This is a genomic window from Pedobacter nyackensis (assembly GCF_032678475.1).
Taxonomy (GTDB): domain Bacteria; phylum Bacteroidota; class Bacteroidia; order Sphingobacteriales; family Sphingobacteriaceae; genus Pedobacter; species Pedobacter nyackensis_A.
Genome location: NZ_JAVTSF010000004.1, coordinates 86369 through 112592, shown reverse-complemented (window position 1 = coordinate 112592; position 26224 = coordinate 86369). Strand labels below are relative to the sequence as shown.

The following is a 26224-nucleotide window of genomic DNA, read 5'->3' as shown; positions in this document are numbered from 1 at the left end:
ATCATGAAAAATAGATATATAGCACTGTTATTTATGGCAATAGGTATCTTCTCTGCCTGCAATAAATTTCTTGATGTAAAGCCTAAAGGTATTATCATTCCAGAAAAGGTAACAGATTACGAGGCGATACTGAACTCGCCAACGCTGACTAAAACATTTCCCATAAACCTGCTCGATTTTGCAGATGATAATTTTAATAAACCTACTGCATTGGATCAGTCGCCTACTGCAAATGGCTATTATTGGAGGCCAATTTTAACAATTAATGAGAAAGCTAGTCCTGAAGTATGGGGGCCATTATACCGTGCAATTTACAATACCAATGTGATTATCAACGGGGTTCCAAAAGCAAGTGGAGGTACCGAAGCCCAGAAGGAAAGTGTAGTAGCTGAGGCTTTGGTGATCAGAGCCAGCTGCTACATGACCATGCTTACCGTATTTGCCAAATCTTACAATTCCGCTACTGCTGCCACAGATCCTGGTTTGCCATGGGTAACCAGCATTAATGTAACCGATAAGGTACCGGGTAGGTCTACTTTAAAAGCTACGCTTGATGCCATCATTAATGATGTTACTACTGCTGTCAATGGCCTTCCCTTAAGTAATGTTAATCGTTATAGGGTTACTAAGTACAGTGCCTACGGTTTACTGGCCAGGGTTTATTTATATATGGCAGATTTTCCGAACGCTAAAAAATACACGGATATGGCATTACAGGCGCCACATACACTATTGAATTACAATTCTTATACGGATAAGAACAAATTACCGGTTTACGACCTAAACCCTGAAGTGCTTTGGCAACGATCAGCCGTTATTGGAAGTCCTGTTTTTATGCTCTATTCTGATGATTTGAAGAGTTATTTCAACAGCTCAGATATCCGGTATCAATTTTTAACGGTAACCAATAATAATGGTCTGGGTAGGTCTGGATTGCCTGGCACTTACAATTTTGGGATTACCTTTCCTGAGCTGTACCTTACTAAAGCAGAACTGCTGGCAAGAGAAGGTAAATATAACGAGGCAATGGATATTGTAAATACAATTAGAAGAAACCGGATCAAAACCGCTGACTATGTCGACCAGTCTGCAGCTAACCCCGAAGAAGCATTGATTAAAGTGTTTGCAGAACGTAGACGGGAATTAGCTTATAGTGGTACGAGGTGGTTCGACATGAAACGCTTTGATCAGGAAGGCCGCATGTTAGAAGTAAAAAGAATTAATCCAACAACACAGGCAGTCGACGCTTCGTTACCGCCACGTAGTCCTAAATATACTTTCGAAATACCAGTTCGCGTGAGCATGTTCAATCCTGATATGGAGCTAAATCATAAATAAAAACTATAAATATAAAAGATATGAAATTGATATTAATAACTACCGCTCTGGTATTGGCTGGTTTAAGCAGTTTTGCGCAATCTGGCAAGGCAGGTCTTAAAGACGATTTATTGAAAGATAAGCAGTCTGTCCTGGCTAAATACATTCCGATGGCCGATGGACAATATTTACATGAATTATACGTATTGCCGCCAAACGAGGTAATACAGCAAATGACTGCTTTTAAAATGGCTCTAAAAACAAATATCGATGCAGAAAAAGATGAAAGAGTAAAGTCGCTTAAAATCCAGGATGCAGATTATTTCTCTCGTAATGCGATCAGCTGGTACACTGGCTTGTATGGCATGGATTCTCTTGGTATGTTGGGCTTTTCTAAAGTACTGATGGAAAAAAAAGGCGATCCAAATTATAGTAAACTTATAGATTCTGCGCATAAAAAGGCTTTTGTGAAAAAATTAACGACAGAAGAACGAGCAATGCTGATAGATATTGTAAATGATAAGCCAGACCTGAATAATGAAGCGCTTTTTAAGCGCTCGGCGGCTTATAGAAAATGGGTAGATGCCTACATAATGAAGCTTAGAACTAGTAAATACAAAGCCGATACGACATTAGGATATGAGGGAAACAATGTGGTAAAGCTTAAAGTGATCAATATTGAAGTTAGTAACCCATTTATTAAAGAGTACCTCAACTATGAAACAGTAGGTACCATTTTAAAATCAGTAAAAAATGTAGCTGCAAAAGAAGAAGCTTATCAGGCTTTCATGGCTAAAGTAACTAATCCGGCTTATAAAGAAGAGATCAGTGGTATATATAATAATTTTAAAATGATGGCAAGTAATGCACCTGCTCCAGGTTTTACCTATTTAGACGTTGATGGTAAGCAGGTGTCGTTAAAAGACCTTCGTGGTAAATATGTATATATTGATGTTTGGGCTACCTGGTGTGCACCCTGCAAAGCAGAGATTCCTTTTCTTACTAAAGTAGAAAACGACTATCATGGCAAAGACATTCACTTTGTAAGCTTGTCTGTTGATCGTATGGTTGATAAAGCAAAGTGGGTAAGCTATGTTAAAGAAAATAAGTTACAAGGAATACAACTGATGGCTGATAAAGATTTCAGTTCTGAGTTTATTAAAAAGTTCAACATTAATTCTATTCCACGATTTATTCTGATCGATCCGGCAGGTAAAATTGTTTCAGGCGATGCGAAGAGACCTTCAGATCCTGAGTTGCGGAAGCAATTTGATGCGTTGTTAAAAAAGTAATAAATATAATTAAGGTTAGAAATAGATGCCGGCTTTCAATTGAGGGCCGGCATTTGTTTTTATCAGATAAAATTTTTGCCGGATTTAATGGAAGGACATTTTATTTCTCTAAGTTTGCATTTGTTTTTTAGCGTTTATAAACACACATGGATATTTCTGTTGTAATCCCATTATATAATGAAGACGAGTCTCTTCCCGAATTAACGACCTGGATAGCTAAGGTAATGCGGGAAAATAACTTTTCCTACGAAATTCTTTTTGTTGATGATGGAAGTACAGATTCATCCTGGGCAGTTATCGAAGAACTGAAAAAAGAGTTTGATGCGGTAAAAGCCATAAAATTCAGGAGAAATTATGGTAAGTCTGCCGCTTTAAACGTAGCTTTTGCTGCTGCAGAGGGTAATGTTATTATTACTATGGATGCCGATTTGCAGGATAGTCCTGATGAAATACCAGAATTGTATCGTAGGATCAACGAGGAGAAACTCGACATCATTTCAGGCTGGAAGAAAAAACGTTACGATCCCATTTCTAAAACTATACCAACCAAATTGTTTAATGCAGCTACCAGACGCATGTCAGGCATAAAATTAAACGACTTTAATTGTGGCCTGAAGGCTTACAGGAAAGATGTGGTGAAAACTATTGAGGTTTATGGTGAAATGCATCGTTATATACCTGTAATTGCAAAATGGGCAGGTTTTAAAAAGATAGGAGAGCAGGTCGTAGAACATCGTGCCCGCAAATATGGGGTAACCAAATTTGGTCTTAGCAGGTTTATCAATGGTTTCCTTGATTTATTGTCTATATTTTTTGTGGGTAAATTTGGTAAACGGCCGATGCACTTTTTTGGATCGCTAGGTGTTTTGAGTTTTTTACTGGGGACATTTATGGCTATATGGTTAATAGGCGTAAAACTTTACCATATCGCTTTGAATATTCCTTATAAAAGAGATGTAACCGATCAACCTTTGTTTTATATAGCGTTGGTCGCTATAATAGTAGGGTCGCAATTGTTCCTGACAGGTTTTGTGGCCGAACTTGTAACCAGGAATGCGACAGAACGGAACCATTATCTGATTGAAAAAGAGATCTTATAATCCATGTTTTTTTCCATCATTATTCCTCTTTATAACCGTCCGCAGGAAATAGACGAATTGTTAACTACACTTACCAGGCAGACTTATTTACAGTTTGAGGTATTGGTTATAGAGGATGGCTCCGTAAAAGATGCCAAAGCTATTGTTGAAAAGTATGTCAACAAACTGGACGTAAAGTATTTTTATAAACCCAACGAAGGACAAGGCTTTGCCAGGAACTATGGCTTTGAAAGAGCAAAAGGTGACTTTTTTGTTGTATTTGACTCAGATTGCCTTATTCCTGAAGATTATCTCGAAACGGTAAAGAACTATCTTTTTGAACATAAACTGGATGCTTATGGTGGTCCGGATGCGGCCCATCAAAGTTTTACGCCAATACAAAAAGCCATTAGTTATGCTATGACTTCTCCGTTTACGACAGGGGGGATCAGGGGCAATAAAAAGCACATCGGACAATTCCATCCCCGTAGTTTTAATATGGGTATTTCACGTGAAGTTTGGGAAAAGGTCGGTGGATTTATTCTTACAAGACTAGGAGAGGATATTGAGTATAGTATCCGTATACATGAAAGCGGGTTTAAGATCGGGTTAATTCCCGGGGCTAAAGTTTATCATAAAAGACGTACAAGTTTTCCCCAGTTTTATAAACAACTGCATTTTTTTGGCAGGGCACGGATAAATATTTATAAACATTTTCCAGCTGAATTAAAGCTCGTACATTTCTTTCCGGCAGTTTTTACCTGCGGAGTTATATTTACAGTGCTTATGAATATATTTTATTGGCCTTTAGCGTATTTGTGTAACTTTATGCTGTTGTTATACCTAATGTTGATATTTTTTCACTCATGGCAGGTTAATAAGTCGTTAAAGGTTGCATTTTTGAGTATTATTGCTGCGTTTATTCAACTAACAGCCTATGGCTTAGGTTTTATGCAGGATTTTTTTAAAAGAATAGTATTAAAACAACAATGATAGAATTTTTAAAGGAAAGTACATTTACTGTAAATGAGGTGATTGGCAAAGCCTGGGCGGTAACCAAAAGGAACTATTTTTCCATTGCTACGCTTTGCTTTTTAATGTTTATTACTTCCAATGCATCTGGTTTGATGGCATTTTTTCTTAAGGATGTAAACATGTTTCTCAGTATACTCATGGCATTCTTTTTTGTTATGTTTTACTTTACAATTAACCTCTCACTTTTCAAATATATTTTCCATCTTTTGGATGATGAGTTGAATGTAAGTATAGTTGATACCATACCAACGCGAAAACAGATTATTCGTTTTCTGGTCGCTATGCTATATTTTATGCTGTGTATCATTGGTGTGTATTCAGTGGTGATCCTGGTTGCATTTCCTTTTATATACACAGGCATTAAATTGGATATCATTACCAATATCGCTATATCTGTAGGTATAATAGCCATATTTATCACCTGGATAAGAATATCCTTCTTCCCATTTTTTATCATCGATAAAAATCTTCCGCCATTTTTGTCTATCAAATTTAGTTTGGCTACTACAAAAGGTAATTTCACCAAGATCCTCTTGTTGTTACTGGTATTGGGTGGTTTTCATCTGTTGTATTTGTTTTTCAGTTATTTGAAATGGCCGGTTGTTGCCTTTTTTATCAATGTACTGAGCTCCTTTATTATTGTCCCTTTATCTAGTGTTGCTTTAACCATCGCTTATAGAAAAATGATAAGTGAGTATAAAGGAGAAGGTGAGCCTGACATTATTCATAATATAGTTTAATATATATTTATGGGATTAAAAGCGGCATTAAGCAAGCCATTTGCTGCCTTTGTTGTAAGGGGTATAAATAAGTGGAAAGGAAATGCAGTAAAAGCACAGCACGATACCCTGAAAAAGTTGGTTAGTGCCGCAAAGCATACCTCTTTTGGTAAGGATCATAAATTCGCAGCTATAAAAAACTACGAAGACTTTAAAAAGCACGTTCCAATTAAAGATTACGAGGAATTAAGGCCGTACATAGATAGGGTAGTTGCAGGAGAAAAGGATGTGATGTGGACGGGTAAACCGAAGTATTTTGCTAAAACATCGGGTACGACTTCAGGAGTTAAATATATACCCATTTCTGCGGCTTCAATGCCGGAACATATTAAAGCTGCACGTAATGCTTTATTAACTTATGTACATGAAACAGGGAATGTAAAGTTCATTGACGGAAAGATGATCTTTTTGCAGGGTAGTCCCGTAATGAGTAAAAAGAACGGAATTCACGTTGGTCGCTTGTCGGGCATTGTAGCCAATCTTGTTCCTGCCTATTTGCAAAAGAACCGCTTACCTTCCTACGAAACAAATTGTATTGAAGATTGGGAAGAGAAGGTTGATGCCATTGTCGACGAAACCATAAAACAGAATATGACCTTGATCTCCGGCATTCCACCATGGGTCCAGATGTATTTTGACCGGTTGACAGATAAATCAGGTGGTAAAAAGATTAAAGATATCTTTCCTGATTTTGAATTGTTTGTATATGGTGGTGTAAACTATGAACCATATCGTACTAAAATTGAAGCTAGTATTGGCAAAAAGATAGACTCTATTGAAACCTATCCTGCTTCAGAGGGTTTTATTGCTTACCAGGACAGTCAGCAGGACAAGGGCTTATTGCTTTTAGCTAACGCAGGAATGTTTTATGAGTTTATTCCTGTTGATGAGTTTTATAACGATCATCCTACACGTTTAAGCTTAGGCGAAGTGGAACTGGATACCAATTATGCACTCGTTTTAAATACCAATGCAGGTCTTTGGGGATATGTGATTGGCGATACCGTTAAATTTGTTTCCAAGGATCCTTACAAGATTATGGTAACAGGAAGAATTAAACATTTTATATCTGCTTTTGGAGAACACGTGATCGGAGAGGAAGTTGAGCATGCCTTACTTTCTGTTGCGAACGCTGAAGGTGTGGGAATTACAGAGTTTACTGTGGCTCCCCAGGTGAGTACACCAAATGGAGAATTGCCTTATCACGAGTGGTTTATTGAGTTTTCAGTACCACCTGTGGATATGATATCTTTTAGTAAAAAGGTAGACGAAGCTTTACAAAAGAAGAATATTTACTATTTTGACCTCATTGAAGGTAAAATACTACAACCCTTAATCATTCGTTCTTTACAAAAAGATGCGTTTGTGAGCTATATGAGAACACAAGGTAAGCTTGGCGGACAAAATAAGGTGCCGCGTTTGTCGAACGACAGGAAGATTGCGGATGATTTGGGTGGTTTTATAACTCGTCCTGATGACGAAGAACAGAGGAGAATTTAATTGAAAAATATATCTATTTTAGGTGCTACAGGCTCTGTAGGTACCCAGGCATTAAATGTGATTGAAGCGAACCCTGAATTGTACAGGGTATTGGCGCTTACTGGGCATGCTAATGCTAATTTATTAATTGAGCAGGCTTTGAAGTTTAAGCCATTGATGGTCGTGATTACAGATGAAAGTAAATATCAAACTGTAAAGGCAGCATTATCAGGAACAAACATTAAGGTTTTGGCGGGAGAGGCAGCATTATGTGAGGCTGCGGCCTTGGATGGTGTGGATTTGGTACTTACTGCAATTGTGGGTTCAGTAGGTTTGAGCCCTACTATTGCTGCAATTAAAGCCGGAAAAGATATTGCTCTGGCCAATAAAGAAACTCTTGTTGTTGCCGGCGACCTGATCACTACCCTTGCCAGGGAGCATAACGTTAATATTATTCCGGTTGATTCCGAGCACTCGGCAATTTTTCAGTGCCTGGTTGGAGAATCTACTGCTGCTATTGAAAAAATATACCTTACGGCTTCCGGAGGACCTTTTAGAGGAAAAGATCGTTCTTTTCTTGAAAATGTTACGAAAGCGCAGGCGCTTAAGCATCCTAATTGGGTGATGGGGGCTAAGATCACCATTGATTCGGCTTCATTAATGAACAAGGGACTGGAAGTTATTGAAGCCAAATGGCTTTTTAATCTGGAGGTTGATCAGATTGATGTGATCGTGCACCCTCAATCTATCGTACATTCACTGGTACAATTTAATGATGGATCTATGAAAGCGCAAATGGGGCTTCCGGATATGAATTTACCAATTCATTATGCTTTAGCTTATCCAGATAGAATAAGCAGTGACTTTAAGCGTTTCAATTTTATGGATTATCCGGAACTGAATTTTTATCAGGCAGACCAGGAAACCTTTAGGAATTTAGACTTGGCATATACGGCATTACGCAAGGGAGGGAATATGCCTTGTATCATTAATGCTGCAAATGAAGTTGTGGTCGAGGCTTTTTTACAAGATAGGATTGGTTTTTTACAAATGAGCGACGTTATTGCGTCCTGCATGGATGGAATGGAGTTTATTGAGAAGCCAAGCCTGAATAATTATTTAGAAACAGACATGCATACACGTATATTTGCAGGTCAACTGGTAACAAATTAGAACTTTTAATATCAAAATAGAACATTAAAATAAAAATATGAGTGGATTGATTATGGCTGCCCAGTTAATTCTGGGATTGTCGATACTGGTAATTTTACATGAGTTAGGACATTTTTTGGCGGCACGTGCCTTCGGAATTAAGGTAGAAAAGTTTTATCTGTTTTTTGATGCCTGGGGGGTTAAACTGTTTAGCTTTAAAAAAGGTGATTGTGAATATGGAATTGGCTGGTTACCGTTGGGTGGCTATGTGAAAATTTCAGGTATGATAGATGAATCTATGGATACCGAGCAAATGAAACAGCCTGCACAGGAATGGGAATTTAGATCGAAGCCAGCCTGGCAGCGTTTGATTGTTATGCTTGGTGGTGTTTTCGTAAATATCGTTGTGGGTATCTTCATTTTTTGGATGATGACCTTTAAATACGGAGAATCTTATATTCCTAACAGTTCTGTAATGAACGGAATTAATCCTGGTGTTGTTGGTAAGGAACTTGGTCTGAAAGTTGGAGATAAAGTTATTGCCATTAATGGCAATAAAGTAATCCGTTTTGAAGAACTAACAAGTTCAAAAGTACTGTTGGGTAATACCAGTTTAACTATTGTTCGTGGCGACAAAACTATGGACATTAAAGTTCCCGATAATATCCTGAATAAAGTTTCTGATTTAGGGATGGAATCATTCATCAGCAGAGCACCGCTTTTAACATCTACATTAGATACACTGGTTCCAGGTAAACCAGCTTATAATGCAGGCCTTAAAAAAGGCGATAGGATTACAGCTATAAATTCGATTCCTGTTAAGTATGATGCAGACGTTAGAGCGATCATTCCTAAATTTAAAGGTAAAACCGTAAATTTTGATGTAACAAGGGGTACAGAACATTTAAGTTATGCTGTGCCAATTGATACAGCGGGTACAATAGGTATCAACTTTAATTTCAATGAGATTAAAGAAGAGACAATTATGTATGGCTTTATGGCTGCTTTGCCGGTAGGAGCAAATCAAGCATGGAGAACATTCAGTGATAATGCTAAGGGAATCTGGAAGGTTTTAACAGGAAAAATAGATGCAAATAAAGCATTCTCGGGTCCTGTAGAGATTGCCCGTAAAGTTTATGGTGGCGAGTGGGTTTGGGCAAGGTTCTGGGCTTCTACAGGTTTTATCTCAATCGCATTGGCATTTATGAATTTGTTGCCTATCCCGGCATTGGATGGCGGACACGTAGTATTCTTGTTGATTGAAATGGTTAAAGGAAAACCACTTGGCGATAAATTTATGGAACGTGCACAGATTGTTGGCTTTGTAATGTTGCTATCGTTGATGGTCTTTGTATTGGGGAATGATATTTTTAAGGCTTTCTTTAAGCATTAAAGCACATGGTTGATTACTTTGAGTTTTATGGCCTGCCGGTTAGTTTTAATCTTGATCAGGCAATCGTAAAACGACAGTTTTATAAATTTAGTAAACAGTATCACCCTGATTTTTACATCAATGAAAGTGATGTAAAGCAGGCTGAGGTATTGGAGTTAAGTACCCTTAACAATAAAGCATACCAGGTGCTTAGTGATCCTCAAAAGCGATTGCATTATATTTTATCACTAAAAGGGCTTCTTGTAGAAGGAGAGAACTATATGCTTCCACAAAACTTCTTAATGGAGATGATGGAGGTGAATGAAGCATTGATGGATCTACAGTTTGACCCTGATCCGGTTCGTTTAGCTGCTCTGAAAGAGGAAGTGGCTTTAATTGAAAGGGAAATTATGGATGAGCTATCAGAAATAACCAGCGCTTTTGATACCCAGGATTTAGTAACTCAGCAACAATCTCTGGTTGCTGTTAAAGATTTATATTATCGCAATAAATACCTGTTGCGTATCAACGAAAGTATAAATAAAGCATTAGCTGCTGTATAGTTCTTGTTGAAACAGTGTAAAAAAGCGTTTACAAGCTTTTTTACACTGTTTATTTGAGCTATTTTCGGCTCAAAATCAATTCATTGTATGAATACATTATCAATTTTTAGAAAAGTAGCCGTTGCCGAAGGAATTTCCTATGTGCTTTTGATATTTATTGCCATGCCTTTAAAATACTGGGCAGACATGCCTCTGGCAGTTAAGTATACAGGATGGGCACATGGCTTGTTGTTTGTTCTTTATATTGCTTTATTAATCATGGCCTGGACAGAATACAAGTGGAGCTTTAAAAAATCGGCAATCATCGGAGTGGCTTCTTTGCTGCCTTTTGCTCCTTTTTTGGTAGATAAAAGATTGAAAGAAGAAAATTAAAATAAAAGTTGGTAATTATAAAATCAATTTATACATTTGCAACCCGCTGAATAAGCAAATGCCCAGCTGGCGGAATTGGTAGACGCGCTGGTCTCAAACACCTGTGGGAAACCGTGCCGGTTCGACTCCGGCGCTGGGTACGGACAAAAGCCTTAGAGAAATCTAAGGCTTTTTTGTTTTCTGACGATTTTGAGTATCTCCTTTCCTGTTCACTTTAAAACAAACTGTTCATTATGATACAGTTTGTTTTTGTTGTTTTATTGTAACTTGCTTATTGTTAGTTATTTGTGTTTGGCATTTGTGTTGGATTACAGGGCTCAAATATATGATAATTATGGATCGGGAAATTTCACTCAAACAGCAAGCCAGGCGAAGAACCAAAATATACCTCTTTGTAATTGCAGCTATAGTAGTTGTCGCTTTTGGGTTTATTCAATTTAGAAGCATGGTTGAACCATCTGTTAAGCGGGGCAGCTTTAACGTATCAATTGCTGAAGCTGGCCTGATCGAAGCAACAGTACCGGCATCAGGAGTGGTGACACCTGAATATGAAGTTACGATAAGCTCTCCTGTAAATGCCAAAATTGAACAGGTGCTGTTTAACGCGGGTGAAAAAGTACTTGCTGGTCAGTCTATTTTGCGTCTTAACAAAGAAGCTTCCTTGCTGGCCTTTGAGAAACTAAATGAGGAACAGCACGTAAATCGCAATAAAATAAACCAATTGTCTCTTGAGCTTCAGAAAAGTCTCGATGAATTAAAAACCCAGTATTCCATAAAACAGATGAAGATTAGTAGTCTGGAAACTGCTTTGGATCATGAACAATCGCTTTTAGCTATTGGTGGAAGTACAGATGAAAATGTGAAACAAGCCCGTTTAACCTTAAACGTGGCAAAGTTGGAACTAACACAAATTAAGAATCAGATCGACAACCAGAAGGCTATGATGCAGGCTGATCTGAAAAGTTTGGGCTATGAAATCAACATTCGTGAAAAGGATATTAAAGGAGTTAGTGATAAACTAAAAAATGCGGCTATTTCGTCACCGCGTGATGGGGTGATTACCTGGGTTAACAATAAGATCGGGGCAGAAATTAATGAAGGTGAGGAGTTGGTACGTATTGCGGATTTAAGCAGTTTTAAAGTAGAAGCGACTATTTCTGATACCTATGCCGATGAGGTAAAATCGGGCAGAATGGCTTTAGTTCGGGTCAATAAAACCGACCTGAGGGGGAACATCAGTAATGTACAACCGGCAGTTGAAAATGGTAACATAAAATTTTCTGTTACCTTAAACGACAAAAATTCAAAATTACTCCGATCTAATTTAAAGGTTGATGTTTTTGTAATTACTTCTTATAAAGAAAATACAATAAGGGTAAAGAATGGAGCTGCTTTTAACGGATCTGAGGAGCAAAAAGTCTTTGTGTTGGAAGGTGAAAATGCGGTATCCCGTAAAGTAAAAATTGGCGAAAGTAATTCAGACTACGTAGAGATCTTATCGGGTGTTAAAGCAGGAGAAAGCGTCATTACCTCAGAGATGGAGGACTTTATCCACCTCAACAAAGTTAAGATCAAATAATCCATATAAATAAAACACAGCCATGTTCAAGTTCATATTACTTGCCGGAATACTTATGCCTGTACTTGTAAAAAGCCAAAGCCTTAGCGACACTGTACAACTAAATCTACAGGAGGTTATCGAGATTGCGAAAGAACATTCAACTGCAGCTGTACAAGCGGCTACCATTCGCGAAAATCAGTACTGGCAATATAAAACCTTTAAATCGAATTATAGTCCGCAATTAACGCTGGATGGGACATTACCCCAATTTAGTAAAACCAATATACCGGTAATACAGCCTGATGGAACAGTGGAATTTAAGCCTGTGATCAATGATAATTCAGCAATAAACTTAGGTGTGAAACAAAATATTGGGTTAACAGGTGGACAACTGTTTCTGGGTTCTAATGTATTGCGGTTTTCAGATTTCGACCGTAAGCAAACCCGTTACAATGGAAATCCTTTAATTATTGGGTTAAACCAGCCATTGTTTGCATTCAATTCATTGGCATGGGATAAGAAAATTGAACCATTGCGTTACGAAGAATCAGTTAAAAAATACAAAGAAGATATGGAAGTGGTAGGCCGGGATGCATCGGAACTATTCTTTAGCCTGCTTATCGCCCAGATCAACAAAGATATTGCCGCTAAAAACCTGGCAAATAATGAAATAATTTATAAGATAGGTGAACGCAAGGCTGTTTTAGGAAAGTTGTCGAAAGATGAGCTGTTACGGTTGAAGCTTGGTGTGCTAAATGCAAGGAAAGCAGTGGTACAGGCAAATGTTGATGCCGAAACTTCAGACCTTCAGTTGAAATCTTTTATTGGCTTTTCAACTGCAAACCAGGTTCAGCTTATTCTCCCCGAAAATCTGCTCAGTTTTGAGGTGGATAAAACCGTTGCGGTTCAGCAAGCGAAAAATAATAGACAAAAAGCTATAGAATTTAAGCGGGCATTGCTGGAGGCCGATAAAGATGTTGCAAAAGCAAAGGGCGAAAATGGTTTAAAAGTTAACCTCTTTGGAACTTTTGGATTGACCAATGTAGCGAACCAACTTCCGGGAATTTATAGGAATGCGAAAGACCAGCAGGAAATAAGTTTGGGTTTTCAAATCCCAATCCTGGACTGGGGACGTTCAGCTTCAAGAATTAAAACGGCGCAGGCAAACCAGAAACTGGTAGCAGCCACTGTTAAACAGGCGCAAATAAATTTTGAGCAGGAAATTTATACTACGCTGAGGCAGCTTGCCATGATAAAAGAGCAAATGAAAACTAATGCAGAGGCAGATATAACGGCAAATGAACGGTTTGAAATTGCAAAAAAAAGGTACTTTCTTAATGATTTGAGCATCACTGATCTTAATATCGCTTTGCAAGAAAAAGATCAGGCACGCCGTGATTATATTTTATCCTTAAAAAGCTTTTGGAATGCTTATTTCAACCTGCGTATACTAACGCTCTATGATTTTTCCACAAATAAAAATATCTGATTCACCATTATTCAGTTAAATAGAATAACTATAAATATGAAAAACTTAAATCTTTTAATACTAACTTTTACACCTCCCTTAAACTAAATTGAGATGATACAATTATTGAATATAGAAAAAGTTTACCGTACCAATACGATCGAAACCACAGCCCTTAATAACATCAATATTAACATTAATAAGGGTGAATTTGTGTCCGTTATGGGGCCTTCAGGCTGCGGTAAAAGTACCCTGTTAAATATTATGGGGTTGCTGGACGCGCCGACAGGAGGTTCCATCATTATCGACAATCAGTCCGTCACATCCTTCAGTCGTAAGAAACTGGCGGTATTCAGAAACCTTAAGCTTGGGTTTATTTTCCAGAGTTATCACCTGATCAATGATCTTTCGGTAATTGATAACGTGGAGCTTCCATTGTTGTACCGAAGCGGTATTTCGGGTGCTGAAAGGCGAAAGAGAGGATTAGAGGCTTTGGAGAAGGTAGGTTTAAGTGCCCGTACCAAACATTATCCCAACCAACTATCCGGGGGACAACGCCAGCGCGTGGCCATTGCCCGCGCCATTATAGGAAATCCGGAAATCTTGCTTGCCGATGAGCCTACAGGAAACCTGGACAGTGCGATGGGAGAAGAGGTGATGAGCTTAATGCTACATCTGAATAAAACAGATGGCAGTACAATAGTTATGGTAACACACGATGAGCAGATGGCTAAAAAAACGCAACGTATCATTCACTTTTTTGATGGACAACAAGTCAGCTAACCGGTCAAAACTTAGAAATCATGCTGAAAAATTATATAAAACTCACTTTTAAAGTAATGCTTCGCAAGAAGTATTATACGGCACTCACGCTGCTAGGTATAAGCCTTACCATCATGATTGTCACCATATTTGCTTCTTTTATTGATCAGATTATTAGCGCAAATTCAACAGAAGTTAACCGTGACCGGACTTTGATATTGGATAAGGTATCTGTTTATAAAAATGGAAAACAGACAGATGCAGTGCCGAGCTTAACTTTCCTGCAGAAAAACGTAAAGGACATGGAAAGCGCCGGGACAATTTCTTATTTCTCCACCACAGAGTTTGTTTCCTTTATTAATGGAAAAGCGGTTGGCCATGCTTTGAAATTTATTGATGAAAACTTCTGGAAAATAACTGATTTTAAATTCATGGAAGGAAAAGCTTTCGATATTAATGCTGTAAAAAAAGGTGCAAGGGTTGCTGTGATTAACGAAAAAACTAAAACCTATTTCTTTAATGAAAGCGAAGCGATAGGTAAAACAATCACCATATATGGCTCATCGTTTAAAGTAATAGGAGTGGTGGAATCTGCTACACCTTTCAGCAGGATTTATGCCGATGTTTATGTACCGTATACCACCGATACCAATGTTCAACTTACAAATAAAGAGGTTGAAGGAACCTATAGCGCTTTGTTATTGGCAAAAACGAATGATCTGAGAAAAGTGCGGGCTGAACTGAAAGCTAAACTGAAAAGAATAAATACGGTTTCAGGTGCTGATTCGGTGCACGTGCAGGCCTTTACTGCCAGGGAGCAATTCGCTAAAAGTAGCTCGGGGAATAACGATGAGCCAGAGTATGGGAAGACTGTAATTGTGACCCTTGTTGTACTGACATTATTTTTGCTTATTCCCGCAATTAGCCTGGTTAATATTAATATTACCCGGATAGGCGAGCGGGCAGAAGAAATTGGTGTACGTAAATCGTTTGGGGCAACTTCAGGAACCCTGGTTACACAGTTAGTTATTGAAAATGTCATCATCACCTTGATAGGTGGATTGATCGGTTTGGGATTGTCTGTCTACGCAGCTCAATTACTGGTTCATTTAATCAATACCTTCGACCCCCTGTTTAAAATGCCGACAGATAGCTTTATCATCAGCTGGCAGGTATTTGGGTTCTGTCTTTTTAGCTGCCTGTTATTAGGGATAATCTCAGGGGTTTATCCTGCATGGAAAATGTCACGTATGAATGTAATTTATGCCTTGAAAGGAGGGAATAACCTATGATTTTGCATCTGTTTAAAATGATCATGAACAGGAAAAAAGAGAATTTTTTCTTGTTGTTACAGTTGTTTGTCAGCTTCATCGCTTTGTTTCTTTTTATTGGATTGAATTTGAAGAAGTTTAGTAACTACTTCAAGCCTTTAGGTTATAGCTATGAAGATGCCTGGCTCGTAAAGCTTGATTTTCAAAGTCTTCCGGAGGAAAAGAAACTGGAATATAGCAGGGTGATTAAAGAAAAACTACAATCTATTAAAGAAATAGAAGAGATAAGTGCTACACAGGTAGTTCCCTTTATGGATTGGGGCAGGGAAGAAAAGATAACTTACAATAAACAAGTCAGTACTGCCCTGGCTTTTGAAGTGGACGGGCATTACCAGGAGGTGCTCAATATTAAACTACTTGACGGGCGGTGGTTTTCTGGGAAGGATTATGCTTTGAACAGCATTCCGATAGTCATCACGAAGGATTTGGCCGAAAGAGATTTCAAAAATGAGGACCCTATAGGAAAAACCATTATGATAGCCGGCAAACCTGCTATCATCATCGGAATTTCGGAAACACTTAGGGAAAACACTTCAGCTAACCCTAGCCCAGGATTCTTCATGCCGCTTAAAAGTACTGCGAATACTTATCTTCTTAAATCAAAAAGCACAGATAATCTGCTTTTATTAGAAGATAAGATCAGGAAGGCTATCACATCAGTTAACGCTTCAGAAATTCAGATTAAGCAAAATATATCCTTAACCCTGATCAAAAAATTTGCGCATAAAATGGATTATATTCAACTATGCATTGCTTTACTGGTATTTGGATTTTTGATTGTAAATGTATTTCTTGGGATTTCCGGCGTATTTAGCTACAAGCTATCTAAACGGAAGGCTGAAGTCGGTTTGCGGGTAATAATGGGGGCTAGTCCTTTTGATATATTGAAGCAACTTCTTGGGGAATCCATGGTTCTTACTACCTTAGGTATTTTACCGGGCGTGCTGATCGCTGTTCAATTATTGATTATGCAATATTTAGACCCTTTTATGAATGGATATTATGGAATCTTAAGTATTGTATTATCGGCATTGTTTTTATATCTTTTGATGTTAAGCTGTGCCTTTTACCCAAGTTTAAAGGCCGCCAGGCTTAGTCCGGCTGAAGCTTTACACGAAGAATAACCTTATGATGATTCTAATTATTGATGACGATATAGCTGTATGTGCCTCATTGAGCCTCCTGTTAAAACAGGAAGGTTTCAAATCCATAGTGGCACATGGTCCTGAAGAAGCAAAATTGCAGCTTAAAGAAAAACAGGTAGATGCAGTTTTGCTCGATATGAACTTCTTTATGGAAACTACAGGAGAAGATGGCCTGGAGTTGCTTCAGCAAATAAAAAAGTCAAACCCTATGTTGCCCATCATTTTAATGACGGGTTGGGGTTCGATCAAATTAGCTGTTGAAGGAATGAAGCTTGGTGCAACAGATTTTATTAATAAACCCTGGGACAATGAGCATTTGATGCGCTCCCTAAGAACTGCCCTGGATTTATCTGATGAACAGGATACGCCGACTGGGGTTACCCGGAAAAAGTTGAATGAAAAATATGGGTTTGAAAATATTGTAGGAGAAGATCCTCAACTTTTAGATGTGCTCCAAACCATTGCAAGAGTTAGCCATACCGATGCGTCAGTATTGATTATTGGCGAAAGTGGTACGGGGAAAGAGCTTGTCGCTGAAGCAATTCATGAAAATAGTCTGCGCAAACATAAAGCATTTGTAAAAGTAAATCTTGGAGGGATTTCTTCCAGTTTATTTGAAAGTGAGATGTTCGGACATAAACGTGGGGCTTTTACTGATGCGCGTAGTGATAGGGTGGGACGGTTTGAATTGGCAGATAAGGGGACTATTTTTCTGGACGAGATAGGAGATTTAGACTTAAATAGTCAGGTGAAACTGTTGCGGGTATTACAGGATCGTAAATACGAGGTGTTGGGTGACAGCCGGACACGGGCGGTTGATCTTCGGGTAGTTTGTGCTACCAATCGTGATTTGCGGGAAATGATAGTTGCCAATAAGTTTCGGGAGGATCTGTTTTATCGCATCAATCTGATTATTATCCGTCTTCCGCCACTTCGTGAGCGGTCGGATGACATTCCAATTCTGGCAAATTACTTTCTAAAGAATCTGAAGGAAATTTACAACAGGCCCAAATTACAAATTGATAAAAAAACTTACAACTGGTTAAAATCGCTACCACTGCCAGGGAATATCCGCGAGCTTAAAAACCTGATTGAACGCGCCGTTTTACTTAGCGAATCAGACAATTTGGAAATAAAGGATTTTGAACGACATCTTGAAGAACAACGATTGGCTAATACTTCATTGACACTTCCGGCGGTAGGTGCACTTTCGATTGATGAAATGGAACTTTCTATGATCAGAAATGCTATGAATTTCCATCGGAACAACATCAGTAGGGTAGCTAAAGCATTGGGGATGAGTAGGGCTACTTTGTACCGCAAACTTCAGAAATATAATATTCCTTATGAAACTCAAAACTAAAGTTCTGCTTTCGGTAGTTGTCATTCACGGGATATTTATTTATCTGCTTACTGAACTCTATGCTGTAAACAGAACGGCGTTTCTGATAGCTGAAACTTTGCTTTTCATCTCATTGATTTTTTCATACTGGTTGTATAATTCGATAAGTCGCACTTTTGATACGATATCTTCTGGCATCGAAACTTTAAAGGATAAGGATTTCAGCGCGAAGTTAAATAAGATCGGTCACCCCGAAACGGATGAACTGATTTATGTATACAATTTGATGATCGACCAGTTAAGGCAGGAAAGGCTGCTAAAAGTTGAGAAAAATTCTTTTCTTGAAAAATTGATCGAAGCTTCTCCTTCTGGGATTATCATTTTTGATTTTAACGGATACATCGCGACAGCAAATCCGGCGGCCCAGGAAATGCTTGGCTTATTGCAAGACGGTTTGTTGGGGAAAGCAATGAATGAAATTCCGGGCAGACTGGCAGAAGAGCTAGGTACATTGGAAATTAATAACCCTAAGGTGATTAACTTAAACGGGCTGAAATCTTATAAATGTCATAAAGCCACGTTTAGCGATCTGGGGTATGCCCGTACTTTTGTGACCATTGAAGAGTTAACCCGTGAAATCTACATTAGAGAGAAGAATGCTTACGAAAAGGTGATTAAGATGATGTCGCACGAAGTGAACAATTCAATAGGTGCCATCAATTCGATTTTAAATAGTTGTTTGAATTATAAAGGCCAGTTGAAGTTGGATGACCGGGAAGATTATGAGCGTGCTTTAAATATTTCAATAAGCCGTAACAACAACTTAAGTAATCTGATGTCAAATTTCGCACGAGTAATCCGGGTTCCGGAACCCATTAAACATCAGGTGGAATTGGCTTCGCTGTTGCGTTCGGTAATACGTTTAATGGATCCCGAAGCCGGGAAAAAAGAGTTGAACTGGCTATGGGAGGTAGATGATCCTACATTTGAAGCATTTGCAGATTACCAGCAATTGGAACAGGTATTTATCAATATTCTGAAAAATGCAATAGAAGCAGTGAATTTATCAGGAACAATACGTATTCAAATCCTGGCCTCTGCTAAAACAATCTCCATTGCCAATACCGGGCCGGGAATTTCAGATGAGGTTAGTCAAATGCTCTTTACGCCCTTCTTCAGCACTACAAAGAATGGACAGGGAATTGGGTTGATGCTAACAAGGGAAATACTATATAATCACGATTTTAAATTTTCTTTACAAAGTAGTGGTCAGTGGACTGAATTTAAAATTGTGATGTAATTAGGGATTGAATACTTAAACCGCAACGGTTACAGAGGATCAATGTCCGGAGATTGTCGGTTTTTTCTGGTCAAACAATTTTGCAATCTGATTCAGCGACTGCAAGCATAATAATTTCACCACATATTTGATAGTACTTGCCACATTAATTATACATTATTCTTTTAGTTTGGTTCCTTTGATCTGTATCAAAAGAAATATATGATAAAGACGCTGAAAAAACTATTGACAAACTGGATTGCCCATTTTTTAATTATGTGGATTGTAATTATTGTATTTACGGTGATTCCTTACCTGTATCATGTACATATTTGGGGCAATTACATCTACAACACCGATGGCACACCTGTATCAGGTTTGCAATATGCCTCCAATTTAAATAAAGATTTATTCGTTGTTGCACTTTTTATCTTTTTGACTGAAGTGGTAAGACAATTTTTATTTAAAAAATATCATTTCATAGTTTTTATAATCGGATGTTTATTGACCGGAGTGATTTCATGTGCAGGAATTATTTATCTACGCCCGCATGCTTTCCAGCAACAAGGTAAACTTTCTGCTATTGAACCTATTTTATACATAACAGTCTATGCTTTTGTTTATTCAATAGTGAGGGATTATTATCTTCAATATAGAAATAGAAGGCTGCATAGGATTGAGCAGTCGGAGAATGAATTACATGCTTTAAAGGCCCAGTTGAACCCACATTTTCTATTCAATGCCCTGAATTATCTTTACGGTACGGCCTTAAAAGAAAAGGCACCAGACACTGCTCAGGGGATTGATATGATGTCTGATATGATGCGTTATACCATTCATGGAATGCATGAGAATTTTGTGCCACTTGAAGATGAATTGAGGTTTTTGGAAAATTATCTTCAACTTCAGCGAGTACGTTTGCCCGAAAAGGATAGTATAAAAATTAGCACTCAAATTGTTTCAGATGATCATGGTCATCAACAGAAGATCGCACCCCTATTGCTCCTCCCGTTTATTGAAAATGCTTTTAAGTATGGTATCAGTATGGATAATCAATGTGAAGTGCAGGTAAAGATTATTGTAGTGGATAATGAGCTGCATATGGAAGTGTTTAACACAATTGTTCAGAACCGTGCAGAAGTTAAGGGTAATAATACAGGAATAAAAAATACGATTAAGCGTCTGGATCTTCTTTATCCGGATAGTTACCGGTTAGATCAGAAAAACACTGGTTTAGATTATAACGTTTCATTCTGGCTGAAACTCAGATTTTAAATACACCTTAAATTTTTGTAATCATGATTAAAAAATTAATGTTACTGCTTAGCGGTGCAATGATGCCCTTTATGTCTGTATCTCAGGACAAAGATTCTTTGTTTACGGTTAAAATAAATGCGCAAAGAATGCCTTCAATGGCTAAGATTTACCTTTTGTACCAACGGGAGGGTAAAAGAATAGTTGATTCAGCAATGCAGGATAAGGGGGTGTTTGTTTTGAAGGGTAAAATAGAACGACCATTATATACTACTCTTGTTTGTGATACAACAAACGTTGGTTTTTCAGGAATGCTAAAAAAGCAATACGGTAAACCAGATGCATTGCGAATGTATATCTATCCGGGACAAGTAATGCTGAAAACCTCCAGCCGATCAATTGCTGATGCCAGATTTGTCGGGAAAGGCATCAATTCAGATTACTTTAAGCTAGAACAAATGCTTAAAACTGTCACCGTAGAGACGAATAAGATCAGAAAGTTGATGGAAACTACCGATAAGGCAAATATTGTACTATTGAATAAGAAATTGGATAGTGTTAGTTCGGTTAAAAAGGCTATTCAACGGAAATTCATTATTGAAAATCCAGATAGTTTTATTGCATTAGGTGTATTACAGGAATATGCTGGCATCTCACCAGATATAGCGGTTATTGAGCCTATGTTTAACAGGCTTTCTGTAAGAGTGCAGAATATGCAACCCGGTAAAGAATTTCGGAAATTCCTTTCGGATCAGAAAGGTCTTAATCCTGGTGCTATAGCTCCTGTTTTTGTTCAGAATGATACGGCTGGCAATCCTGTTAATTTAGCCTCATTTAAAGGGAGATATGTATTGATTGATTTCTGGGCATCCTGGTGTGGGCCTTGCAGGGAAGTTCACCCTGAACTTGTTAATATCTATAATGAATTTAAAGAGAGGAATTTCACTATCTTGGGAATTTCCCTCGATGGTGCAGATGGAAAAGCTGCGTGGTTAAAAGCAATAAAGGATGATAGGTTAAGCTGGACCCAGGTTTCAGATTTAAAGCACTGGGAAAATGATGTGGCAAAGCTTTATAGCATCAGGAAAATTCCACAGAGTTTTCTGATTGATCCTGAAGGTGTGATTATAGCAAGAGATCTGGAAACAAAAGAGTTAATGGAGAAACTTAAACAAGTATTACCGGTAAAATGATTAAAGTAATTACGGTTGATGACGAGCCGGTAGCACATGATATTATTAGAGCTCATGCGGAAAAGATACCTTTTATTTCGCTTGATGCTACTTTTTTGAGTGCTACAGATGCATTGTTATATATTAAAAATAACCGTGTAGATTTGGTGTTCCTTGACATTGCTATGCCTGATCTTTCGGGTATCGAATTTGCCTCTATGCTAAATCTTGAAAATCAAGTCGTTTTTACTACCGCCTATCCGGAATATGCTTTAAAAGGTTTTGAGTTGGCTGCAACAGACTATTTATTAAAGCCTATCAATTTTACACGCTTTTTAAAAGCATGTCAGCTCGCTGAAAGGAGGTTCCAAGCGCACGAAGTAAAAAAAAGACAAGAGGAAGATGCTTTATTTGTAAAGGATGGGCACGACTGGGTACAAATAAAATTTAGTAACCTGGTTTACGCAAAGGCGGAAGACAATTATGTGGATTTGCATGAAACAGATAAACACACCCTTACACGTATTACATTGACAGAATTGCAGACAAAACTCCCTGCAGATCAGTTTTTACGTGTTCATAAATCGTTTATAATTTCCAGACAGAAAATTGAACGGATTGAGAAACACCAGGTAATTGTGGCGGGAAAGAAGATTCCATTGTCTAAATTATATAGAGATCAGCTAATGCAAAATCTTGGATGAGCATCATCAGTTGGTTAATTTCTCTCCACCACAGTATTTTTGTTTCATTTATCTATACATTTATGGTATTGGCCGACAGACTATTAAAATTTCAAATAAAATAGGTTGATTTGTATATGATCAGGGCAAGAACATTTACTATTATTATTCATGTCGCCGCCTGGCTGCTTTTTATAAGTTTTCCGATCATTTTCATTAGTCAGCGGCATAATTTTACGAATTCTTTTTCCGCGAAGTATACCTGGGCTTATGTTGAGTTCTGTCTGTTTTATGTGGTCATTTTTTATCTCAATGCGTATTACCTCTTTCCGAAACTATATTTCAAGAAGAAGTACCTGTTGTATGGACTTTCCATTGTCATCTTACTCATCCTTGTTTTCACGATCAAACCTTTTGATCAACTGATAAGATTTAATCGTAAAACACGCGATCCAGCTCCCAGGTTTAAATCTCAGTTACAGGATGAGGTAAAAAAAACACAATTACCCGCGACAAAACACCGGTATAAAGGCTATTTTTTTGACATCAACAGTCTGCTTATTTTTTTGATGGTGATATTTATAGGAATTGCATTGAGAACCATAAAAGAGTGGCAACTTACTGAAAAACGGGCAATTCTTGCTGAAGCAGAAAAGGCGAATGCAGTGCTTTCTTTTTTAAAGGCCCAGATCAATCCTCACTTCTTATACAATACGCTCAACAATATCTATACCTTATGCATTACAGGAAATGAAAAAGCAGCTGAAAGTATACTGAGGTTATCTCGTATCATGCGCTATGTAACCGATGAAGCTGAAGCAGACTTTGTTTCCCTGCAGGGAGAACTAGACTGTATTGATGACTTTATAGCCCTGCAAAAGATCCGTCTCGGGAAAAAAGTGAGTTTAGAATATAAGGTAGAGGGAAATGCTCAGGGACACCAGATCTCTCCATTAATTTTGATGACCTTCATTGAGAATGTCTTTAAATATGGCTTAAGCAATCATATCGAGACCACTATTATAATTAGAATCCGGATTGAGGCGAAACTGATCAGCTTCTATGCCCAAAACACTATATTCGAAAGCAGGAATCTTAATGAGCGTAAAGGTCTCGGGATCTCTAATACCAGGCAGCGACTTGAACATCTATATCCGGGCAGGCACAAATTAAAAATAGACGATAAAAACAACCGTTTCACCGTCAGCCTCCTGCTGGTGTCCTAGTTCGATTTATTTAAGATAAAAACACTCTTTCTTGATAATTGCCGGAACCCCTGCAGTCATAACATGGTCTGGCATATTATGAGTTACAACGGCTCCCGCCGCGATTTTTACATGATTGCCAACAATTACCTCGGGTAATATTATAGCTCCTGATCCTATATGGGTGAAATTGCCTATTTTACACTTTCCCAAAACTATAGCACCGGGGGAGATTTCAACAAACTTCCCAATCACCACGTCATGATTAATGATGGAATTATAGTAAATCATAGTTCCCATTCCTATTTCAACGTTATTAGAAATCTTCACACCGGACAAGATATTGCAGCCTTGTCCCATTTTTACATTATAGTGCCCAATGTCTGTTTTTTGACTGATTGTAGAATGTAATACGCCACCTAATGATGTAAACTTGTGATACATTTTACCTCTTAAATCAGGGTTCCCAATTCCAATTGAAAACCTGGTATCAACGTTTGAAAAATATTCTTCAGCCTCCTCAGTGGATTTTATAATTGGAAACTCTCCAAATAATTCATCTTCAATGTCTGAATTTAAATCATCATAAAAAACCAGCTGATTTAGCTCATTGTTTTGTTGAAGGATTTCCAGAATATCTTTTGCAAATCCTTTAGCCCCTATGATTAACATAATTGATAGTTAAGCAACATTTAAAAAAACTGTTACACATTTTCTGTCCATATGAATTGTTTTTAAGGGGATGCTCAGTCAAAAGTGTTAAAACTATAGAGTCTATAAGGAGATGTCCCGTTAAACAGGACTTTTGTATCGACAAAACTTCCTGCTGGTCTCTCTGTTTATTTATTATGTTCCTTTACAGAACTTTATCTTTCATATTGAACGCGATTATAAATCGCCACTTTTTATGTAAGTTTAATACCATAAATTAAATGCATGCTTTTAAAATGTATTGCTATTGATGATGAGCCTCTGGCACTGGAACTGATCCATACCTATATTGGACGGCGACCTGATGTCCAACTCATCCGTACGTTTGAAGATGCCATTTCTGGTGCTGAGTATTTGTCTTCAGCTCAGGTAGATTTAATATTTCTGGATATCAACATGCCAGATATTTCTGGAATTGACCTGGCGAATGCGCTTAAAAGTAAGCCTATGCTCATTTTTACTACTGCTTATAAGCAGTTCGCATTTGATGGTTTCGAGCTGGAAGCTGTGGATTTCTTATTAAAGCCAATGAGCTACGATAGATTCTCCAGAGCACTGGACAAGGCAATCGAAGTCAAAAAATATAAAATGAGCCCCTCATCAGAACAGAATGAAGCTTGTATTTATGTCCATTCCGCCTATCAGATGATCAAAATCATGCTCAAAGAGGTTGAATACATTGAGAGTATGGAAGACTATGTCAAAATACACCTTACAGCGGGAAAAACCGTACTTACACTAATGACCTTAAAAAAGATGTTAGGATTACTTCCGGCTGAGCAGTTTAAGAGAATTCACCGGAGTTATATTGTGTCTGTTGGAGCTGTAAAATCTATACAACATAAAAAAATCCAGTTAGCTGAGGCTGTATTACCCATTGGCGAAAGTTACGCAGAGCAGGTAAGGTCCTGGATAAACGTTTAGCCGGGAAGACTCTTCTTAAGAGCTAATTTCAAGCTTATATCCTTTTCCGCGTATTACAACAATTCTGATATTTTTATCAAATTCCAATTTTTTTCTAAGTTTTGATATAAACATGTCCAGACTGCGCCCGACAATAACACCTTCATCTTCCCATAGCTCTTTTTGTAGCCGGCTTCTTTCTATGGTCTCATTGGGAGACAGTGCGAAAATGAGCAATAAACGTGATTCAGTTCCGGTCAGGTCTATTGTTTTTTCGTCTATTATCAGCTTCCGGTTCTTCACATCGAACAACACTGCACCTAAAGTTAGCATGTCAGTATGCCGACCGTCAGGTAATGCTTTTCGTGGCTTAACAGATCTCAGAAATATAAAACCAACAAATGCTAAAAATGGCAGGCTACCCAAAAGATATTTATTCCCTACTGTATTTATTCCCGTTGGTTTAAACTTAATGTTAATCATGTAACATGCTATCGGTTGCCTTCTTCCTTTGCAGGCTACAATGTCATCTTTCTTATTCTTTGATATAGCATATCCATAAGCTACACTGGCATTGTCACAGTTTAGTACGTTAACAACATAATCACCTGCGAGTGGGGCTTTGGCTAGCAAACGCTGAGTCGTGTTCACCAGTGAGTCGGGTTGAAAAGTTAGCTCATTCTCAAACCTGATCTGGTACTCATTTTCAGCGATTTTTTTTACGGGAAGAACCCTTGATGTACTGTCGCCCGACTGTAAGAGCAGTTCATGTCCGATCCTGCGGAGTAAAATTTCCCTTCTGGCGATATCAAAATCGTCACTGTCAGCCATGCCGAATGCTGCGCAGATTACAGAGATAAACAAAAGTAGTATCAATCCACAGAGGTACTTGCCTTTCCCGGAGAGGAGATTTTGGCTATCACGCATAATGTCAAGATTTTATTTACAAAGGTTACATTTTTATTTAC

Annotated in this window: 24 protein-coding genes and 1 tRNA gene; 23 read left to right on the top strand and 2 right to left on the bottom strand. The window is 38.0% G+C overall.

Annotated elements, in window-relative coordinates:
* The first annotated feature begins 3 nt into the window (after nt 1-3).
* The 22 genes from R2Q84_RS14415 to R2Q84_RS14310 all read left to right on the top strand — a co-directional run bounded on the left by R2Q84_RS14415 (nt 4) and on the right by R2Q84_RS14310 (nt 23663).
* Nucleotides 4-1338 carry a RagB/SusD family nutrient uptake outer membrane protein gene (locus R2Q84_RS14415; RefSeq protein WP_316817268.1) on the top strand — a complete coding sequence of 445 codons (1335 nt, stop codon included), beginning with the start codon at nt 4-6 and terminating at the stop codon, nt 1336-1338.
* 20 nt (nt 1339-1358) lie between these two features.
* Nucleotides 1359-2609: a TlpA disulfide reductase family protein gene (locus tag R2Q84_RS14410; RefSeq protein WP_316817267.1), complete on the top strand. Its 1251-nt coding sequence runs from the start codon at nt 1359-1361 to the stop codon at nt 2607-2609.
* Between the two features lie 146 nt (nt 2610-2755).
* Nucleotides 2756-3709, top strand: a complete 954-nt coding sequence (locus R2Q84_RS14405) for a glycosyltransferase family 2 protein (protein WP_316817266.1) — start codon at nt 2756-2758, stop codon at nt 3707-3709.
* Nucleotides 3710-3712: 3 nt separating this feature from the next.
* On the top strand, nt 3713-4681 hold the full coding sequence (locus R2Q84_RS14400; protein ID WP_316817265.1) for a glycosyltransferase: 969 nt from the start codon (nt 3713-3715) through the stop codon (nt 4679-4681).
* Nucleotides 4678-5463 (top strand): hypothetical protein, encoded by a 786-nt coding sequence (locus R2Q84_RS14395; RefSeq protein WP_316817264.1) that lies wholly within the window; start codon nt 4678-4680, stop codon nt 5461-5463. The genes R2Q84_RS14400 and R2Q84_RS14395 overlap by 4 nt, the downstream gene beginning before the upstream one ends.
* A 9-nt stretch (nt 5464-5472) precedes the next feature.
* Entirely contained in the window at nt 5473-7002 is a 1530-nt protein-coding gene (locus R2Q84_RS14390; RefSeq protein ID WP_316817263.1) for a GH3 auxin-responsive promoter family protein, read from the top strand.
* Nucleotides 7003-8154 carry a 1-deoxy-D-xylulose-5-phosphate reductoisomerase gene (locus R2Q84_RS14385; RefSeq protein ID WP_316817262.1) on the top strand — a complete coding sequence of 384 codons (1152 nt, stop codon included), beginning with the start codon at nt 7003-7005 and terminating at the stop codon, nt 8152-8154.
* 37 nt (nt 8155-8191) lie between these two features.
* The gene (rseP, locus tag R2Q84_RS14380) at nt 8192-9526 is read left to right on the top strand and encodes an RIP metalloprotease RseP (protein WP_316817261.1); all 1335 of its coding nucleotides are present in this window, start codon (nt 8192-8194) and stop codon (nt 9524-9526) included.
* A gap of 5 nt (nt 9527-9531) precedes the next feature.
* Nucleotides 9532-10068 carry a Fe-S protein assembly co-chaperone HscB gene (gene hscB / locus R2Q84_RS14375; RefSeq protein WP_316817260.1) on the top strand — a complete coding sequence of 179 codons (537 nt, stop codon included), beginning with the start codon at nt 9532-9534 and terminating at the stop codon, nt 10066-10068.
* Between the two features lie 87 nt (nt 10069-10155).
* Nucleotides 10156-10440, top strand: a complete 285-nt coding sequence (locus tag R2Q84_RS14370) for a DUF3817 domain-containing protein (protein WP_316817259.1) — start codon at nt 10156-10158, stop codon at nt 10438-10440.
* 60 nt (nt 10441-10500) lie between these two features.
* Nucleotides 10501-10580: transfer RNA gene (locus R2Q84_RS14365), tRNA-Leu, on the top strand.
* Between the two features lie 194 nt (nt 10581-10774).
* Entirely contained in the window at nt 10775-12019 is a 1245-nt protein-coding gene (locus R2Q84_RS14360) for an efflux RND transporter periplasmic adaptor subunit (protein ID WP_316817258.1), read from the top strand.
* 22 nt (nt 12020-12041) lie between these two features.
* Complete coding sequence (locus R2Q84_RS14355; RefSeq protein ID WP_316817257.1) at nt 12042-13490, top strand: TolC family protein; 1449 nt, start codon at nt 12042-12044, stop codon at nt 13488-13490.
* A 93-nt stretch (nt 13491-13583) separates the two neighbouring features.
* Nucleotides 13584-14252 carry an ABC transporter ATP-binding protein gene (locus R2Q84_RS14350; RefSeq protein ID WP_316817256.1) on the top strand — a complete coding sequence of 223 codons (669 nt, stop codon included), beginning with the start codon at nt 13584-13586 and terminating at the stop codon, nt 14250-14252.
* A 20-nt stretch (nt 14253-14272) separates the two neighbouring features.
* A complete protein-coding gene (locus tag R2Q84_RS14345) occupies nt 14273-15523 on the top strand; it encodes an ABC transporter permease (protein ID WP_316817255.1) in 1251 nt (416 codons plus the stop codon).
* A 23-nt stretch (nt 15524-15546) separates the two neighbouring features.
* Nucleotides 15547-16686, top strand: coding sequence for an ABC transporter permease (locus tag R2Q84_RS14340; RefSeq protein ID WP_316817254.1), 1140 nt, complete (start codon nt 15547-15549; stop codon nt 16684-16686).
* Between the two features lie 4 nt (nt 16687-16690).
* Nucleotides 16691-18070 carry a sigma-54 dependent transcriptional regulator gene (locus R2Q84_RS14335; protein ID WP_316817253.1) on the top strand — a complete coding sequence of 460 codons (1380 nt, stop codon included), beginning with the start codon at nt 16691-16693 and terminating at the stop codon, nt 18068-18070.
* Nucleotides 18054-19349 (top strand): sensor histidine kinase, encoded by a 1296-nt coding sequence (locus R2Q84_RS14330; protein ID WP_316817252.1) that lies wholly within the window; start codon nt 18054-18056, stop codon nt 19347-19349. Before R2Q84_RS14335 ends, R2Q84_RS14330 begins: the two co-directional genes overlap by 17 nt.
* Nucleotides 19350-19550: 201 nt before the next feature.
* Nucleotides 19551-20603 carry a sensor histidine kinase gene (locus tag R2Q84_RS14325; protein WP_316817251.1) on the top strand — a complete coding sequence of 351 codons (1053 nt, stop codon included), beginning with the start codon at nt 19551-19553 and terminating at the stop codon, nt 20601-20603.
* Between the two features lie 23 nt (nt 20604-20626).
* Nucleotides 20627-21775: a TlpA disulfide reductase family protein gene (locus tag R2Q84_RS14320; protein WP_316817250.1), complete on the top strand. Its 1149-nt coding sequence runs from the start codon at nt 20627-20629 to the stop codon at nt 21773-21775.
* On the top strand, nt 21772-22458 hold the full coding sequence (locus R2Q84_RS14315; RefSeq protein WP_316817249.1) for a LytTR family DNA-binding domain-containing protein: 687 nt from the start codon (nt 21772-21774) through the stop codon (nt 22456-22458). The genes R2Q84_RS14320 and R2Q84_RS14315 overlap by 4 nt, the downstream gene beginning before the upstream one ends.
* Nucleotides 22459-22574: 116 nt before the next feature.
* Nucleotides 22575-23663: a histidine kinase gene (locus R2Q84_RS14310; RefSeq protein ID WP_316817248.1), complete on the top strand. Its 1089-nt coding sequence runs from the start codon at nt 22575-22577 to the stop codon at nt 23661-23663.
* 6 nt (nt 23664-23669) lie between these two features.
* Here R2Q84_RS14310 and R2Q84_RS14305 read toward each other — a convergent pair whose 3' ends face one another.
* Nucleotides 23670-24314, bottom strand: a complete 645-nt coding sequence (locus R2Q84_RS14305) for a NeuD/PglB/VioB family sugar acetyltransferase (RefSeq protein WP_316817247.1) — start codon at nt 24312-24314, stop codon at nt 23670-23672.
* Between the two features lie 264 nt (nt 24315-24578).
* Here R2Q84_RS14305 and R2Q84_RS14300 point away from each other — a divergent pair, with 264 nt between their 5' ends.
* Nucleotides 24579-25277: a LytTR family DNA-binding domain-containing protein gene (locus R2Q84_RS14300; protein WP_316817246.1), complete on the top strand. Its 699-nt coding sequence runs from the start codon at nt 24579-24581 to the stop codon at nt 25275-25277.
* Between the two features lie 15 nt (nt 25278-25292).
* On the opposite strand, the gene R2Q84_RS14295 is transcribed toward R2Q84_RS14300, so the two are convergent.
* Nucleotides 25293-26183 carry a winged helix-turn-helix domain-containing protein gene (locus R2Q84_RS14295; RefSeq protein WP_316817245.1) on the bottom strand — a complete coding sequence of 297 codons (891 nt, stop codon included), beginning with the start codon at nt 26181-26183 and terminating at the stop codon, nt 25293-25295.
* Nucleotides 26184-26224: the final 41 nt, after the last annotated feature.

What these genes read in the sequence shown, in the direction of transcription:
- R2Q84_RS14415 (WP_316817268.1), top strand. Translation starts at nt 4, where the DNA reads ATGAAAAATAGATATATAGCACTGTTATTTATGGCAATAGGTATCTTC.
- R2Q84_RS14410 (WP_316817267.1), top strand. Translation starts at nt 1,359, where the DNA reads ATGAAATTGATATTAATAACTACCGCTCTGGTATTGGCTGGTTTAAGC.
- R2Q84_RS14405 (WP_316817266.1), top strand. Translation starts at nt 2,756, where the DNA reads ATGGATATTTCTGTTGTAATCCCATTATATAATGAAGACGAGTCTCTT.
- R2Q84_RS14400 (WP_316817265.1), top strand. Translation starts at nt 3,713, where the DNA reads ATGTTTTTTTCCATCATTATTCCTCTTTATAACCGTCCGCAGGAAATA.
- R2Q84_RS14395 (WP_316817264.1), top strand. Translation starts at nt 4,678, where the DNA reads ATGATAGAATTTTTAAAGGAAAGTACATTTACTGTAAATGAGGTGATT.
- R2Q84_RS14390 (WP_316817263.1), top strand. Translation starts at nt 5,473, where the DNA reads ATGGGATTAAAAGCGGCATTAAGCAAGCCATTTGCTGCCTTTGTTGTA.
- rseP (WP_316817261.1), top strand. Translation starts at nt 8,192, where the DNA reads ATGAGTGGATTGATTATGGCTGCCCAGTTAATTCTGGGATTGTCGATA.
- hscB (WP_316817260.1), top strand. Translation starts at nt 9,532, where the DNA reads ATGGTTGATTACTTTGAGTTTTATGGCCTGCCGGTTAGTTTTAATCTT.
- R2Q84_RS14370 (WP_316817259.1), top strand. Translation starts at nt 10,156, where the DNA reads ATGAATACATTATCAATTTTTAGAAAAGTAGCCGTTGCCGAAGGAATT.
- R2Q84_RS14360 (WP_316817258.1), top strand. Translation starts at nt 10,775, where the DNA reads ATGGATCGGGAAATTTCACTCAAACAGCAAGCCAGGCGAAGAACCAAA.
- R2Q84_RS14355 (WP_316817257.1), top strand. Translation starts at nt 12,042, where the DNA reads ATGTTCAAGTTCATATTACTTGCCGGAATACTTATGCCTGTACTTGTA.
- R2Q84_RS14350 (WP_316817256.1), top strand. Translation starts at nt 13,584, where the DNA reads ATGATACAATTATTGAATATAGAAAAAGTTTACCGTACCAATACGATC.
- R2Q84_RS14345 (WP_316817255.1), top strand. Translation starts at nt 14,273, where the DNA reads ATGCTGAAAAATTATATAAAACTCACTTTTAAAGTAATGCTTCGCAAG.
- R2Q84_RS14340 (WP_316817254.1), top strand. Translation starts at nt 15,547, where the DNA reads ATGAACAGGAAAAAAGAGAATTTTTTCTTGTTGTTACAGTTGTTTGTC.
- R2Q84_RS14335 (WP_316817253.1), top strand. Translation starts at nt 16,691, where the DNA reads ATGATGATTCTAATTATTGATGACGATATAGCTGTATGTGCCTCATTG.
- R2Q84_RS14330 (WP_316817252.1), top strand. Translation starts at nt 18,054, where the DNA reads ATGAAACTCAAAACTAAAGTTCTGCTTTCGGTAGTTGTCATTCACGGG.
- R2Q84_RS14325 (WP_316817251.1), top strand. Translation starts at nt 19,551, where the DNA reads ATGATAAAGACGCTGAAAAAACTATTGACAAACTGGATTGCCCATTTT.
- R2Q84_RS14320 (WP_316817250.1), top strand. Translation starts at nt 20,627, where the DNA reads ATGATTAAAAAATTAATGTTACTGCTTAGCGGTGCAATGATGCCCTTT.
- R2Q84_RS14315 (WP_316817249.1), top strand. Translation starts at nt 21,772, where the DNA reads ATGATTAAAGTAATTACGGTTGATGACGAGCCGGTAGCACATGATATT.
- R2Q84_RS14310 (WP_316817248.1), top strand. Translation starts at nt 22,575, where the DNA reads ATGATCAGGGCAAGAACATTTACTATTATTATTCATGTCGCCGCCTGG.
- R2Q84_RS14305 (WP_316817247.1), bottom strand. Translation starts at nt 24,314, where the DNA reads ATGTTAATCATAGGGGCTAAAGGATTTGCAAAAGATATTCTGGAAATC.
- R2Q84_RS14300 (WP_316817246.1), top strand. Translation starts at nt 24,579, where the DNA reads ATGCTTTTAAAATGTATTGCTATTGATGATGAGCCTCTGGCACTGGAA.
- R2Q84_RS14295 (WP_316817245.1), bottom strand. Translation starts at nt 26,183, where the DNA reads ATGCGTGATAGCCAAAATCTCCTCTCCGGGAAAGGCAAGTACCTCTGT.